The 14,413-nt window shown below is 59.8% G+C and carries 11 protein-coding genes and 2 pseudogenes; 5 read left to right on the forward strand and 8 right to left on the reverse strand.

The features are described from left to right. From GHO03_RS21500 to GHO03_RS21515, 4 genes and pseudogenes are all read right to left on the reverse strand, one after another. Window positions 1-753: ABC transporter permease (locus GHO03_RS21500; RefSeq protein ID WP_153400494.1), on the reverse strand; the 753-nt coding region annotated here is incomplete at its 3' end. Then, entirely contained in the window at window positions 746-2,374 is a 1,629-nt protein-coding gene (locus tag GHO03_RS21505) for an ABC transporter substrate-binding protein (protein ID WP_095018744.1), read from the reverse strand. The genes GHO03_RS21505 and GHO03_RS21500, both read right to left, overlap by 8 nt. A 20-nt stretch (window positions 2,375-2,394) precedes the next feature. Beyond that, window positions 2,395-3,534 carry an LLM class flavin-dependent oxidoreductase gene (locus tag GHO03_RS21510; RefSeq protein ID WP_095025625.1) on the reverse strand — a complete coding sequence of 380 codons (1,140 nt, stop codon included), beginning with the start codon at window positions 3,532-3,534 and terminating at the stop codon, window positions 2,395-2,397. A 36-nt stretch (window positions 3,535-3,570) separates the two neighbouring features. Next, window positions 3,571-4,159: pseudogene (locus GHO03_RS21515) on the reverse strand (helix-turn-helix domain-containing protein). Window positions 4,160-4,440: 281 nt separating this feature from the next. On the opposite strand from GHO03_RS21515, the gene GHO03_RS21520 reads away from it, so the two are divergent. Beyond that, window positions 4,441-5,463, forward strand: coding sequence for an aldo/keto reductase (locus tag GHO03_RS21520; RefSeq protein WP_153328213.1), 1,023 nt, complete (start codon window positions 4,441-4,443; stop codon window positions 5,461-5,463). 177 nt (window positions 5,464-5,640) lie between these two features. Then, window positions 5,641-8,550 (forward strand): RHS repeat domain-containing protein, encoded by a 2,910-nt coding sequence (locus GHO03_RS21525; protein WP_153400495.1) that lies wholly within the window; start codon window positions 5,641-5,643, stop codon window positions 8,548-8,550. Window positions 8,551-8,609: 59 nt separating this feature from the next. Here GHO03_RS21525 and GHO03_RS21530 read toward each other — a convergent pair whose 3' ends face one another. Then, window positions 8,610-9,392: a helix-turn-helix domain-containing protein gene (locus tag GHO03_RS21530; RefSeq protein WP_153400496.1), complete on the reverse strand. Its 783-nt coding sequence runs from the start codon at window positions 9,390-9,392 to the stop codon at window positions 8,610-8,612. 119 nt (window positions 9,393-9,511) lie between these two features. On the opposite strand from GHO03_RS21530, the gene GHO03_RS21535 reads away from it, so the two are divergent. Then, window positions 9,512-10,447 carry an EamA family transporter gene (locus GHO03_RS21535; protein ID WP_095039270.1) on the forward strand — a complete coding sequence of 312 codons (936 nt, stop codon included), beginning with the start codon at window positions 9,512-9,514 and terminating at the stop codon, window positions 10,445-10,447. Here GHO03_RS21535 and GHO03_RS21540 read toward each other — a convergent pair. Then, window positions 10,368-10,931: an Rrf2 family transcriptional regulator gene (locus tag GHO03_RS21540; RefSeq protein ID WP_153400497.1), complete on the reverse strand. Its 564-nt coding sequence runs from the start codon at window positions 10,929-10,931 to the stop codon at window positions 10,368-10,370. The two genes, GHO03_RS21535 and GHO03_RS21540, sit on opposite strands and share 80 nt — an antisense overlap. 202 nt (window positions 10,932-11,133) lie before the next feature. On the opposite strand from GHO03_RS21540, the gene GHO03_RS21545 reads away from it, so the two are divergent. Further along, the gene (locus GHO03_RS21545; protein WP_153400498.1) at window positions 11,134-12,336 is read left to right on the forward strand and encodes an NAD(P)/FAD-dependent oxidoreductase; all 1,203 of its coding nucleotides are present in this window, start codon (window positions 11,134-11,136) and stop codon (window positions 12,334-12,336) included. 13 nt (window positions 12,337-12,349) lie between these two features. On the opposite strand, the gene GHO03_RS21550 is transcribed toward GHO03_RS21545, so the two are convergent. Further along, window positions 12,350-12,805 (reverse strand): nuclear transport factor 2 family protein, encoded by a 456-nt coding sequence (locus GHO03_RS21550; protein ID WP_153400499.1) that lies wholly within the window; start codon window positions 12,803-12,805, stop codon window positions 12,350-12,352. Between the two features lie 229 nt (window positions 12,806-13,034). On the opposite strand from GHO03_RS21550, the pseudogene GHO03_RS21555 reads away from it, so the two are divergent. Continuing rightward, window positions 13,035-13,178, forward strand: a pseudogene (locus tag GHO03_RS21555) (transcriptional regulator); the annotation flags it as partial. 146 nt (window positions 13,179-13,324) lie between these two features. Here the strand turns inward: GHO03_RS21555 and GHO03_RS21560 are convergent. Then, complete coding sequence (locus tag GHO03_RS21560) at window positions 13,325-13,609, reverse strand: DUF3077 domain-containing protein (protein WP_153400500.1); 285 nt, start codon at window positions 13,607-13,609, stop codon at window positions 13,325-13,327. Between the last annotated feature and the right edge of the window lie 804 nt (window positions 13,610-14,413).

The following is a 14,413-nucleotide window of genomic DNA, read 5'->3' on the forward strand; positions in this document are numbered from 1 at the left end:
CAGCAGGGCATTGCGCAGCACATGCCGCGACACCACTCGCCATGGCGCCAGGCCCTTGGCCCGTGCGGTGCGCACGTAGTCCTGACGTTGCACTTCGAGCATCGCGGCACGGGTCAGGCGGGCATACAGGGCGATATAGAACGTGGCCAGCGCCAGCACTGGCAGCACGGCGTGCTGCAGGCGGTCGAGCAGCCAGGCCGTGCCGTGCAGATCGAGGCCCAGGGTCTGAAAACCGTTGCTGGGCAACCAGCCGAGCTTGACCGAAAACAGCAGCACCGCCATCAAGCCGATCCAGAACCCCGGCGTGGAATACAGCAGCAACACCGCCAGTGACAACACGCGGTCAGGCCAGCGACCGACCCAGGTGGCCATTGCCGTACCGGCGGCGATGCCAATGGCGAGCGCCAGCCCCAATGCGCCGACCATCAGCACCAGGGTATTGGGCAGGCGATCGAGTACCAGGTGGCTGACTGGCAGGTTGAAGCGTGGCGACAGGCCGAGGTCCAGATGGGCCAGTTGGCCGAGGTAGCGTTGCAATTGCTCCAGCAGGCTCAAGTCCAGGCCAAAATGGCTGCGCCACTGCAGCAGGGTTTCGGCACTGGCGCCGCCGGACTCACCGGCCAGCACATCCACGGCGTCACCGGGGATCAGCCGCAGCAGCAAAAAATTCAGCAACAGGATGCCGACTACGGTGGGGATGGCCTGCCACAAGGTGCGCCGTGACAGGCGCCACATTCTGCGCCGTTCAAGCATGGGCGCCTCCGGTGTCAGCCAGGCTGATATTGGCCAGGCTGCTGTCCAGGCCGTTGGCGTCATCTTCGAAACCGCTGACCCGGGCGTTGTACACCGAGACCTGTTGCTGCATGACCAGGGTGATCGAAGGCACCTCTTCAATCACGATCTTCTGGAACGCCTTGAACAGCTCGCCGCGTTTTTGTTCGTCGGTCTCGACCGCGGCGCTTTCCAGCAGGCGGTCGACTTCGGGATTGTTGTAGTGGGTGCCATTGGAAAACGGCACGCCCTGGCGAAAATTCTTCGACCAGAACAGGCGTTGCACACCTACCGTGGGGTCATACAGGGTGCCCATGCCGACCACGGCAAAGTCAAAGTCGCGGTCGGTGTAGATACGTTTGATATAGGTGGGAAAATCCTGGGCGCGCAGTTTCACTTCGATGCCAATGCGTGCCAGGGCACTGCGCACATAGGTGGCAGTGCGGCTGTAGCTGTCGCCGTAGGGCAGCGGGTCGAGGGTCAGGCTGAAACGCCAGGTGCCTTTTTTTACCAACCCGGCCTTGTCCAGCAATGCATTGGCTGCCTCGGTGTCGAAGGGATACGGGTTGGGGCCCTCGTAGACGTAGTTGGCGAAGCTTTTCGGGATCGGTGAATAGCTGGCTTCGGCGTAGCCGTAGTACACCACCTTGCGGATCACTTCGCGGTCCAGGGCATGGGCAATTGCCTGGCGCACCTCGAGGCGAGACAACAGCGGGTTATCGAGGTTGAACTCGAGCATGGTCGGGGTAATGGTGTAGCGATAGCCGCGGGTGGTGGCTTTTAAACGGCCGGATTTGGTCAGGCGCTCCAGCTCGCTTAGCGGCACCGGGCTTTGCCCGCCTGCATCCAGCGTGCCGTTTTCAAACGCGGCCAGGCGCGCGGCACCGTCGGGGATGACTTTGAGGATCAGCGTATCGACCACCGTTGCCGCCGGGTCCCAGTAGTTCGGGTTGCGTTCGTACTCGATAAAACTGCCGCGCTCCCAGCGCTTGAAACGGAAGGGGCCGGTGCCCACCGGGGCGTTGTTGTGCAGATTGCTCAGCGGGTCGCCCGAGGCATACAGGTGCTTGGGCAGGATCGGCGTTTCACCGCCGGCAAAACCGCGAATCAAGTACGGCGCCGGCTTGCTCAAATGAACGATGGCAGTGTGGTCGTCGGGGGTGTCGACCCGCTCCAGGTTGGCAAAGGTACTGGAACCCCGGGGGTGAAAACGCTTGATCAAGTCCAGGGAGAACGCCACGTCGGCCGAGGTGAACGGCTCGCCGTCATGCCATTTGACGCCTTCGCGCAGGATGAAGCGGTAGCTCAAGCCATCGGGCGCGGCCTCCCAGGCGGTGGCCAGTGCAGGGCGGGCATTGAGGGCTTCATCGTAAGTCAGCAGCCCCTCCAGTACCTTGCTGCTGGCGGTGACGCTGGTACCGGCGGTGGTGTTGAAAGAGCTCAGCGAAGGCGGCTCGGGATTGATCAGCAAGTTGAACACCCGGCGTCCGCTGACGGCCTGCCCCGTGGCATCGGCCAGGGCAGTGGGCAGGAACGGCACGCTGGCGCCGAGCGCGGACAGGGCAGACAGGCCAACAACAAATTGACGACGGGTAAAGGGCATGGCGGTCTTCCTGGGGTGGGTTAGCGGCGCAGGCCGGCCTGGCGCAAAAGGGGCAACACGCGCTCGCCAAACTGTTCAAGGTCGGGGGCAAAGTCGAAGAAGCTCAGTTGCAAGCCGTCGATACCGGCCTCTTTGAGGCGGATGATGTCGCGCACCACGGTCTCGGGGCTGCCGACCAGCTGGATATTGCCGCCCACATAACGCTCGGCCGGTTGATGGCCGCGCCAGGCATGGGCATCACTGGCTTCACGGGCATGGCCCTCCAGTGCACCGGGGTCACCTGCGGCCGTGATCGCGGCGTGGACTTCCCAGGCTTCGGCATCGCTGTCGCGGCAAATCACCAGCGGGTTGATCAGGGTGCGCACCTGACGGCCATAGCCACGGGCGGCGTGTTTGATGCGCTGCAAATGCTCGGGCAGTTTCTCCAGCGCGTTTTCGATCTCGGCACTGCCGGGGCTGGTGGTGAACACAATGTCGGAATGCCGTGCCGCGAAGTCGATACCGGCGGGTGAGCCGGTGGCGTTGACCAGCACCGGACGGCCAAAGGACGGTTTGACGCTGACATAGGCCTCTTCGAGCTTGTAATGATCGCCGCTGAAATCGACGTTGTCCGAGCTGTGCCACAGTTCCTGCACCACGCGGATAAATTCGTCGGCCTGGCGGTAACGCTGATCGTGCTCGATGGGGGCCTGACCGAAGCGCCGGTGTTCGCGATGACGATGCCCGGTCACCAGGTTCAGGCCCCAGCGGCCCTTGCTGATATGGTCCAGGGTGGCGCCGAACTTGGCCAGGTGCAGTGGATGCCAGGGGCCATAGAGCACATGCAGGGTAGAGATCAGCAGGATGCGCGAGGTTACCGACGCCAGCGCTGCCTGAGTGATAAAGGCATCCAGCGACTCGTCGTGGTAACGGATATCGCCCCCGTAGCCGCCCTTGCCCAACCATTCAGCGAGGGCAAACACCAGGTCAAAACCCAACTCTTCGGCGCGCAGGGTCAACTGGCGGTTGTAGTCGAAGGTCCAAGTGGTACTGCGTGGCAGTGCCGAAGGGCTCCAGCCACCGGACTGCACCGGCAGGAACAAGCCCAGAAACAACGGTTGTTCAAAGGCACGGGACAGCGGGCTTTGAGGAAAATCCAGAGGGGAGGGCTGACGTGACAAGGCGAAGGCTCCAGGCAGTGGATAGGAAAACGCGGGCTATTCCTGCACTTGCGCAGGGCTGGTCAGCAGGTAGGCGACGGCTTCGCTGTTGTGCGGGTTGCGGTACCGGTGGGGCCGTTCGGCGCGATACAGGATCGAGTCGCCAGCGTGCAGCACAACCAGTTCGTCATTGATTTTCAGCTCCAGAGTGCCCTCGGCCACCAGCAGGTGGTTTTGCACGCCATGGGGGTTGCCGGGCACTCTTTCCTCGGCCTGGGGCCCCAGGCGCAGCTCGTTGAACGTCACCAGGGGGGGCGGCGTGCTCAGGGGGCAGGGCGCGGCGTATAACCATGCCGGCGCCGTCGGGGTCGAGGAACTCGGCGATGGACACTTTCAGTGCGGCGGCGACTTTGCTCAGCACCTTGACCGAGGGAAAGCTGCGGCCTGCTTCGATCTGCGCAATCATCGCGCGGCGCACACCACTGGCATGGGCCAGTGCTTCCAGGGACAACTGGCGCTTGTCGCGCAAGCGCTGCAGGTTGTGGCTGATACGTTTGGCGACAGGATCGTCGCCCTGTGGATCACGCTCGGGCAAGCTGAAGGGAACGCTGCCGCTGCTGTCGAGAAAACCGGTAGGGATATTCATGGGCGTGAACCTGCAAGTGAGGTGAATGCAGGTGAATTGTCAGGGCCATGGGGGCGACGGCTTATGATGATTCCTTTTCATGCGGTCCGAAAAGTCATGAGATTACCGAGGGTTTTTTAGATCCATAAATAATTAATTCCGACGTTTAAAGACCCGTTTTGAATAAGAGATACCCTGACAAAACCGCTCTATGGTTATGCCCCGTTGGGCGTTGACCGCCAGAACACGGCTGACTACTGTTTGCGCCACTTGATTTCACGATCACCACGCAGGGAGTCAGCATGAGCGACATTCAATACCGCAACCTGGGCCGCAACGGCGTGAAGGTTTCACCCATTACTCTGGGCACCATGATGTTCGGCGGGCAGACCCCGGACGACGTCGCCCGGCGCATCACCGACCGCGCTTTCGAGCAGGGCATCAACTCCATCGACACCGCCAACGGCTACAACGACGGTGCCTCGGAAGCCGTGGTGGGCCGTTTGATCGGTGATCGTCGTCAGCACTGGGTACTGGCCACCAAGTTCGTCAATCCCAACCCGGGCGGCAGCGGGCCGAACAACAGCGGGGCCTCGCGCCAGAACGTGATTGCCTCGGTGGACGCCAGCCTCAAGCGCCTCAACACCGACTATATCGACCTGTTCTACCTGCACCGCGAAGACCACGACACCCCGGTGGACGAAACCCTGCGCGCGCTGGATGACGTGATCCGGGCGGGCAAGATCCGTGGCTACGGTTTGTCCAACCACCGCGGCTGGAAACTTGCCGAATTCAGCCGCAGCGCCGACCTGCTGGGCATCCAGCGTCCGAGCGTGAGTCAGCCGCTGTACAACCTGGCCAACCGTCAGATTGAAGTCGAGCACCTGCCGGCGGCGGAGCATTACGGCATTGGCGTGATCTCTTACAGTCCGCTGGCGCGCGGCGTGCTCACCGGAAAATACGACCCCGATCAGGCCCCTGGCCAGGACACCCGCGCCGGGCGCAACGACCCGCGCCTGCAGCAAACCGAATGGCGCCCCGAGTCCCTCAACCTGGCCCAGCGCATTCGTGACTATGCCGAAGGGCAAGGCATTACCGCAGGCCAGTTCGCTTTGGCCTGGGTGCTGAATAACCAGCTGATCACCTCGGCCATTGCCGGGCCGCGAACTGAGCAGCAATGGGAAGACTATGTGCCAGCGTTGAACTACAGGTTCACCGCGCAGGACGAAGCCTTTATCAATGATCTGGTGGTCACCGGGCACTCGACGACACCGGGCTACAACGACCCGAGCCATCCGTTTTTCGGACGCAAGTCGCGGGTGTGAAACCCCGGCTGTCAGATATAAAAACGCCTTCGGGCGTTTTTTTGTGAGCGCGATAAAGCCACCCTCAGCCCAGACCCTTGGGGCTGCGGATTTTAAATAAAACTAATTATTTACCACCTTTGCCCTCGACTTGAGCCATAGCCTTTTTGCTCCATTTCGTTAAACAGGCCAGGCGCCATGACCCATGTGCATCACCACACGCCGTCACTGACGGCGGTTGACCCCAGGGGCTTGAGTGTACGCAGGGTGCAATACCACCGTCTGAGTGCACAGCAGAGCCCCCGGGCGCGGATTCACGAAACTGTCTTTGGCGCCACCGGTTTTGTACTCGGGCAGTGGGACCCGCGATTGGGGGCGTTGCGTCGTCATGGGGCCACAGTCGCGGCCAATCAACGCCAGATTTCCAGCCTTTCAGGGCTGGCGTTGCGCACTGACAGTGTCGATAGCGGATGGCACATCACTCTGTTTGGCGTCGCGCAGCAGATGCGCAAAACCTGGAACGGGCGCGGGCATCAGCAGTGTTTTGACTACGATGCCCAGTCCAGGCTTGTGGCCGTTCATGAACAGCGCAGTGATGAGCCCCACGCCCGATGTCTTGAGCGTTTTACCTACGGGGCGGCCGATTCAGCGGACAGGGCGCGGAACCGATGCGGCCGTCTGGTCCGCCATGATGACCCGGCTGGCAGCGTCATCAACGAACAGTACGATTTGACCGGCGAGGCAAACAGCCAGTCGCGGCGTTTCTGCCAGGCCCCTGAAGCGCTCGACTGGCCTGAGCCGCAAGCGTGGCGCGATCGACAATTGGAGGCTCGGCATTACCTGACGGCCTGGCATCGCAATGCGCTGGGTGAACTGCTCGGGCTGCGTGATGCCAGGGGCAACCGGCAGCGCCTGGAATATAACGTTGCAGGGAAACAGGTACGTGTTGGCCTGCTTACGGCAGGTGGCAAGTCAAAACTGTTGGTGGATGAGCTGGTCTACAACGCCGCCGGACAAGTGACCAGCGAGCGGGCAGGCAACGGTGTTGTCACCCGGGCTACTTACGCTGACGATGATGGCAGTTTGCGACGGTTGCAGGCCAGTCGCGGGGGGGCACAGGGTGGCATCTTGCAGGATCTGACCTACACCTACGACCGGGTGGGCAATGTGACCCATGTGGTGGATGGCGCTCAACCGACCACCTGGGCCAGCAACGCGATGATCCAGGCTTCGAGCACTTTTACCTACGACACCCTCTACCAACTGGTCAAAGCCAGCGGACGAGAAAATGCGCGCCACCCCGGTGGCGCCAGTACCCCTGCGGCGGTGCTCTTTGACACGACGGACACGCAGCAGTGGCGCAACTACACGCGGCACTATCAGTACGATGCCGGCGCCAACCTGGTACAGATGCAGCATGTACCTTCTGCCGGCCAGGGCTACACCCGGCGTATGTCCGTGTCACAAACCAGTAACCGCAGCCAGATGATTGAGCCCGGTTCTCTGCTGGCTTCAGGCGAGGCGTTTGATGCCTGTGGCAATCAACGGGTGTTGGTGCGTGGTCAGGCCCTGGAGTGGAATGTGCGCAATCAACTGTGCCGTGTCACCAGCGTGCAGCGCACCAACGGTGAGAATGATGAAGAAGCCTACGTCTACGACGGTCAGGGGCAGCGGGTTTTCAAGCGTAGAACGACCCGGGCCGCAAACCTCACCCATGTGGATGAAGTGCGTTATTTGCCGGGGCTGGAGCTGCGCCTCAACCGGGCCACGGGAGAGCGCTCAAGTGCCTTGACGCTGCAAGCAGGCCGCACCGGGGTGCGTTTACTTGCCTGGGAGCAGGGGTTGCCCGATGGGGTCGAGAATGAGCATGTGCGCTTCAGCCTTTGCGATCACCTGGGCAGCGGCGTACTGGAGCTTGATGAGCGCGCGGCACTGCTCAGCCAGGAGGGTTTTTACCCGTTCGGGGCGACGGCATGGTGGGCGGCGAAAAGCGCGCTTGAAGCCACATTCAAGACCCTGCGTTACTCGGGCAAGGAACGCGATGCGTCCGGGCTTTACTACTACGGTTTGCGTTATTACGCGGCCTGGCTCCAGCGTTGGGTCAGTGCAGACCCGGCAGGGACCATCGACGGCTTGAATGTTTATGCCATGGTCGGTAACAACCCGATAAATCGGATAGATCCTGATGGGCGGGAAGAAGATCTACCCCAACGCTATCGGGTCGTTGCCGGTCTGAGCCTGATCGTCATTTTTACCGCCCTTGGCTATGCCTTGGGCTGGCTGTTTAATGCTGCTCAAGCCGTTGCAGGACTGGGGGCAGTGGCAGGCTCGGCACTCTTTGCCTTGAACCGGTATCTGGATTTGGCCGAGGCGCAACAGCCAGCACCAGGCCTCAGGGATGCGCAGGAATATGAGCTGGCGCAAAGCGTCACGGAAAAAGCCCTGGAGTTTGCCCGGGACATGGCGCTGAGCCCTGAAGAAACAGTCAAGCTGGTCAACTTTTTTTACAGCCAGCACAGTCAGGTTCTGCAGAGCACAGGTGTGGCGTTGGCGGTTTACCCCACCGTGCGTGGTGACCTATACGGATATGTCGTGGGCGTCGAATATCGGGAGCGTTTGCGCGCTGTAGTGGCATCAGGGCGGCCACCCACCCGTGAGCTGAGGCATCTTGGCGTTCGCAGTCTGTTGCTTCGTGCCCACCGGGAACCACAGGCCGCAGGCCCCTCGAGCGCCACGGGGACACCCGAGGCAACGGCCATGACCCGATTGCCCGGTAAAAGCGCGGCCGCAAAAAAACAGCCCCTGCAAAGCGTGAGGCCGGTCGCCGCTGCGCTCCCGCCCCCCCGTTCGCCTGCCGCCCTGACGATCGATGATTCAGCGGTGACACCTTTGCCAGCGGGCTCTGCGGGTATCAGTATTGCCCTGACCTTGAGCCATTTGCGCGAGGGGCGTTTGCGGTCGATTAACTGGCACCCCCATAGCGATCGATTAATGTCCGCTGACCTTATTGGCTATAACAACAGCCGCAGGCGAGGCGCCTGGCGCCTGATGTTCGAGCGCACGGGGAGCGCTGCCTACCGCGTTGTGGGGATACGAAATCCGCACTGAGGCACATACCCTTTTGAGTCGGGTGCTGTGTTTGCCGGCAGCGGGGCTGGCCAGTTGGTTCAACTCGGTTCCTTCAGGCAGTACCGGCTTGGCACCTCGCCCAGCACCCGGCGAAAAACGCTGGTGAAAGCGCTCGGGCTGCTATAGCCCAGATCGGTCGCCACTTGCGTAACGGCCTCGCCATGGCCCAGGCGCACCACCGCTGCCAACAGGCAGGCTTGCTGGCGCCATACGACAAAACTGATGCCGGTTTGCTGGCGAAACAGGCGGGTAAAGGTACGGCGGCTCATGCCAACCTGCCGGGCCATATCATCAATCCCGATATCCAGCGACGGCTGCTCCAGCAGTGTGCGGCAGGCCCGCGCCAGCCTGGGCTCACCCGGTAGCGGCGCATTGAGCGAAAGGGGTGGCATCTCGGCTATTTCGTGGAGCAGCAGATTCATCAGCAGCCCCTCTCTGCGGGTTTCGTCATAGAGCGCCGGAATATCCGTGGCCTGGATCAATAACTGGTGCAGCAGCGGCGATATGCCGAAAACCTGACAATGCGCCGGCAGGCCAAGACGCACAGACGCGGGCTCGCGGATATAGGTGTTCAGCAGGGTCACCGGGCCGTTCATGCTCATTTCGTGGGGTACCCCTGCCGGTACCCAGATGGCCCGTTGCGGCGGTACCACCCAGTTGCCCTGGTCGGTAAACACCGTGATGACACCGCAGGCGGCATAGGCAAACTGCCCGCGGTTATGCCTGTGCAGGGCAAAGCGCTGCCCGTCGGCATAGTCAATGGCCGTGACCACAGCGTCGCGGGGGATATTTTCGCAGGTGTCGGATTCAAATTCGCTCATGGCCCGAATTTAATGATCTTTGACCTGATAGTGCAAGCGGGCCGATACGGCAAGTGTGCATAGTGGCATTTTGGTTGGTGCATGACGCCGCCCGCCTTGCCACTGGAAGCCCCCCACCTATGCAAAAGAAACATCTGATCCTGGCCGTGCTGGTGACGGCCGTTTGGGGGCTGAACTTCCCCATCACCAAACTGGGCCTGGCAGCTATCGATCCGCTGTTGCTAACAGCGCTGCGTTTTACCCTTGCGGCGTTGCCGTGGGTATTTTTCGTCAAACGGCCGCCGATTGCCATCAAGTGGCTGGCTGCTTATGGCTTGATTTTTGGAGTGGCCATGTGGGCCCTGATCAATCTGGGTATTGAATGGGGCGTGCCCCCAGGAACCGCTGCGTTGCTGATCCAGTTCAGTGCTTTTTTCACCCTGGGCTGGGGGGTATTGCTGTTTCGCGAGCGTCTGGGCTTCGGCCAGATACTGGGGATGGGGCTGGCACTGTTGGGGTTGATCAGCATCATTGTGGCCAGCCCCGGCCGGGGCACGACCCTGGGTTATGGCCTGTTGCTGATCAGTGCTCTGAGCTGGAGTATCGGCAACGTCATTATCAAACAGTCGAAAGTGCGGGAGATGTTCGCCTTTGTGGTGTGGGCCAGTGTGTTTGCGCCGCTGCCGCTGTTGGCTCTTACCTGGCTTGCCCACGGATCTGCGCCTTTTACCTCTTTGGTCACCCACTTTGAGTGGGTGGCGTTGTTTTCCCTGTTGTTTCAGGTCTACGCGGCGACGCATTTCTGTTACTGGGGCTGGAATCTGTTGCTGCGCGAGTACCCGGTATCCAGGGTGGCGCCGCTGTCCCTGCTGATTCCGGTTTTCGGGATCGCAGGTTCGATGCTGATGCTGGGGCACAAGGTTGGGTTCAATGAAGGGCTTGCGATTGTGCTGATATTGGCGGCGCTGGCAGTGGGGTTTGTAAAAGTGCCGGGGCTTAGTCCGAGATTTCAGTTACCGGGATGGCCTGGTCGTCAGAAGTCTGCGCGGCGCTTTTCTTCTCTCGACGATCGTTGATCCATTTGCCGACCTGTGCCGGGAACTCGGCGGGGGATTTACGGCCGACCTTTCGGGCAAGATCAAGAATGGTTTGTTGGGCCAGAGCCTCTTCCATGCGCTTTTGTGCCGTCATCATCGCCGCGTGAACCGAACAGTGGCCGTCCAGCGCCCAGGCAGGCGGCGAGCCTTCGAAGAGTGCGCAGCGGCCACGAATTTCCCGGCAATCGAAAATAAGCTTTTGGCCGTCGATAGCGTTGACGATATCGAGAATGCTGATTTCGTCAGCAGGCATGGCCAGTTTGAATCCGCCGCGCACGCCTTCCGTGGCCACGACCAGCTTGGCCTTGGCCAGCTTGGTGAAGATCTTCGCCAGATAGTCCTGAGGTACGCCTTGCAACTCTGCAAGATCACGCACGCTCGCCTCACGGCTTTCGCCGCCATCGCCTACCAAAAAGAGCAGGCAGTGAATGCCGTACTCAACGCCCGCGCTGTAAAGAGACATCAAAATCTCCGACTGAATTAGTCGCATATTTTAGCAGTGATCAGTCAGGCGAGCAACGCTCCTTGGGCGTGACAGCAGTGGCATGGACCCCAAATAAAGATTGCTCTCTGTAACTACGACTAATATAGTCGCCGTTATTGAGGTTCGGTGGTGATCGTCATTCGGGGTTGCTTTGCTCGGGCTTCTCATCAGGGGATAAAAAATGAAACAGCAGATTCTGATTATTGGCGCAGGCTTCGGTGGCATGTGGACCGCTTTGAGTGCAACGCGGCTGTTGGATATTCACGGCCACAACCAAGTCGAAGTGACCGTGCTGGCCCCCCAGGCCGAGCTGCGCATACGCCCGCGTTTTTACGAGCCTGAAGCGCACCGGCTGGTCGCGCCCATTGGCGAACTGCTCGACGCGGTAGGTGTCACCTTTATCAAGGGCGCTGCAGAGACCATCGACGTGCAGCAAAAACATGTGGTTTACACCGATGCTGCAGGCGCCAGACAAATTCATCAGTACGACAAACTGGTCCTGGCTACTGGCAGCGGCCTTGCGCTGCCTGACACCCAAGGTGTGGCGCAATACGCCTTCGACGTGGACCAGATCGAGCAAGCCATACGCCTGGAAAACCACCTCAAATCCCTGGCAGAACTACCACCAAGCCGTGGTCGCAACACGGTGGTTGTGGCGGGCGGAGGCTTCACCGGCATTGAAACGGCAACCGAAATGCCGGCCCGTCTGCGCGCCATACTGGGCGAGCATGCAGACATGGAAGTGATCATCGTGGATCGGGGTGAAAAAGTCGGGGCTTCACTGGGCGCCGAAATCAGCCAATCGATCGCCGAAGCCAGCGATGAACTGGGAGTGACCTGGCGCTTGAAATCGTCTGTGGTAGCCGTCGACGAGCAAGGCGTAACCCTGGGTGATGGTCAACGAATCGAATCGAAAACAGTGATCTGGACCACCGGTGTACGGGCCAGCTCGCTGACGGCGCAAATCCCGGGGGAGCGTGATGGGCTTGGGCGTCTGCATGTGGACGCGCACCTTCAAGTCATAGGCCAGCAAGACATCTTCGCCACCGGCGACGTGGCTTATGCCGCCACGGATGACCTGGGCAACCATGCCCTGATGACCTGCCAGCACGCCATCGTCCTGGGGCGCCATGCGGGCAATAACGTTGCTGCGCAGATACTGGGCGTGGCCCCGGTTGCCTACAGCCAGCCCAAGTACGTTACCTGCCTGGACCTGGGTGGCTGGGGAGCGGTCTACACCGAAGGCTGGGATCGCCAGGTCAAGTTGACCCGCCAGGAAGGCAAATCGTTGAAGACACAGATCAATACGGTGTGGATCTACCCGCCGGCTGCCGACCGCGATGTAGCCTGGGCGGCAGCAGACCCATTGATACCGATTGCCTGAAATATCAGGGTGCTTAACCCTGCGCGCTTTCAGTGGCCGGGCGCAGGATATCGCGGCACCCCAGCTCATGACTGATATCCATGCGCCGATGTGCAATACGCCAGCCGTCTGGTGTTGAAACCCAGCGATCCTGATATTCGGCCAGCGATTCATAGGTCAAGCCTTGCATATTGCCGGCGCCGCGATGGGCTGCGCGGACATAGATGCGGCTCACGATCGTTGAATCGCTGGACTCGACCAACAGATTGCCGAGCAAGTGCTGCGAAGGCCCGCAGCCATCCAGGTGCACACGAATCATGGCCACAATCGGCCCGCGACCTTGAAGCTGATGCAAACCGCCATAGTCGGCAGTCGCTTCCTTGAGGAACACATCATCCATCGCAGCCCAGTCGCGCTGATCACAAGCCCGTGCATAGCGAGAAAGGACTGCATTGAGCTCGCGCTCAAGCAGCAATTGTTTGATGTCCATCTTGTCCCCTTTATTTCAGTCTGCCAGTTGGGTTGGCGCTGAGCTGATGCTCGGCCTGACTGGGGGAGGGGCTCATCGTTCGTTTGGACTATTTGTGTGGGGGGTGGGGTAGGTGGGGTGGGTTTATCAGAGCACTACAAAGAGCACTTAACGTCCAGGCAGGGTGGACGGGGCTAATTCGACAACCTGCCGACCGTATTCCTGAATCAATGGAAAGAGAAGGTCAGTAATGGATCATGAAATGGAGAGTTTTCAAAAAGACTTGTTGGCTTCGGTACGTCAATTGAAAGCTGGCAAGGCGGTACCCACTACCGAAGTGAAGCTATTGGCTGCGGCCGAGGCCAGGGTTAAAGCTGGCGTGTCCCAGAGCGCATCGAAGGGAACGACCAGCACACCTTCCGAACTCACAAATTAAGGTCGATGGTGTCCGCCTATTTTTAAGTGCACGCGATAGCCCTTAACTCGAAGTTCGAAAGGTGTATTGGCCGTTTGATCACCGTGAACAGAGGCTTTTTGAGGTCATAGACCACCGTCCTGAACCTGTTGAAGCCCCAGGGTGACATCATCGACAAGTGCTTTGGCCATTTCGCTGAGATAGTGCGAAGCCCACCTCATTGCTTCGTTGCCATCATCCATTGCACCGAGAAACGTGAGCGTGTTGATGCAGTTCATAATGAGAGAGGCGTGCTGCAGTGCTTCTTCGCCTGAAATACCGGCATTGACGGTAAATAGACGCTGGTCGTCTGCGTTGCATTTGGCGAAGGTGGCGCCGCCGACGGTCTGGATCATGGCTAGAGAGGTCATAGGGCACCTCTTATGGTAACGAGGAAGTTGTGGCGGGTGACAAGGCTGGAGTTGGTGTGTAATGCGACGAGGGCCATGGCTCGATAAGCTGCGGCGCGAATTTTGGACGGATTGCGGGCGTGATTCATTTGGCGTAACTCCTATTGTTGAGGAGCTGCCACGAATCGCCGCTAAACGAAATAGGGTGGCAGCTGTGCGCAGGTTAGCGGACCGGGACAATAGGAACCCGGCAGGCCCGAAGGCCTCCCACGCACAGCCGCCATAATACAGATATGCGGACACAAAAAAAGCGCCTGCAATCGTTATGGTGGCGCCTGTGCGCCTATTGTTCACCGGGCCGCTAAACCCGGTCGCTGAATTTGCAGCGACAGTAAAAAGGTAACGCCACCCTTTGAAAAGCGCAACTGTGCGGAGTGTTTCTGGTGGTTTCGGGCGTGGTACAGGAAAGGGAGACAGGTCTGGCCAGCTATTTGGTTGGCCGGGGTAATCTGAACCAGGATTTTAACTATATGATTTGTATGGTTTTATATATTCTACTTATTTGCTTGGGATACTATTTGGAATACCAATTCGATCCGAGATGCTTTGAGGCGTGATTGGATAGTCCGACGGGATACCGCTTGATCCGAGGGCGTCCGATGCAAAAATCATTTCAATATCCGTATGGCGTCTACGTACAGCGCTATTCCGCTCGTAGTAAATCAGCAAGCCGCTTCCCGGTAGCAACTGAATCGCCCCTAGTTTCGTAGACATCTCCAAGCCTTAAAATGAGGCCCATTAGGAGGTGCCATGAGCAACCAGCGA

Source organism: Pseudomonas sp. FSL R10-1339, from assembly GCF_009600545.1.
GTDB lineage: Bacteria > Pseudomonadota > Gammaproteobacteria > Pseudomonadales > Pseudomonadaceae > Aquipseudomonas > Aquipseudomonas bubulae.

Excerpts from the sequence above, each read along its gene's own strand:
- GHO03_RS21505 (WP_095018744.1), bottom strand. The coding sequence starts at position 2,374 with ATGCCCTTTACCCGTCGTCAATTTGTTGTTGGCCTGTCTGCCCTGTCC.
- GHO03_RS21520 (WP_153328213.1), top strand. The coding sequence starts at position 4,441 with ATGAGCGACATTCAATACCGCAACCTGGGCCGCAACGGCGTGAAGGTT.
- GHO03_RS21525 (WP_153400495.1), top strand. The coding sequence starts at position 5,641 with ATGACCCATGTGCATCACCACACGCCGTCACTGACGGCGGTTGACCCC.
- GHO03_RS21530 (WP_153400496.1), bottom strand. The coding sequence starts at position 9,392 with ATGAGCGAATTTGAATCCGACACCTGCGAAAATATCCCCCGCGACGCT.
- GHO03_RS21535 (WP_095039270.1), top strand. The coding sequence starts at position 9,512 with ATGCAAAAGAAACATCTGATCCTGGCCGTGCTGGTGACGGCCGTTTGG.
- GHO03_RS21540 (WP_153400497.1), bottom strand. The coding sequence starts at position 10,931 with ATGTCTCTTTACAGCGCGGGCGTTGAGTACGGCATTCACTGCCTGCTC.
- GHO03_RS21545 (WP_153400498.1), top strand. The coding sequence starts at position 11,134 with ATGAAACAGCAGATTCTGATTATTGGCGCAGGCTTCGGTGGCATGTGG.
- GHO03_RS21550 (WP_153400499.1), bottom strand. The coding sequence starts at position 12,805 with ATGGACATCAAACAATTGCTGCTTGAGCGCGAGCTCAATGCAGTCCTT.
- GHO03_RS21560 (WP_153400500.1), bottom strand. The coding sequence starts at position 13,609 with ATGACCTCTCTAGCCATGATCCAGACCGTCGGCGGCGCCACCTTCGCC.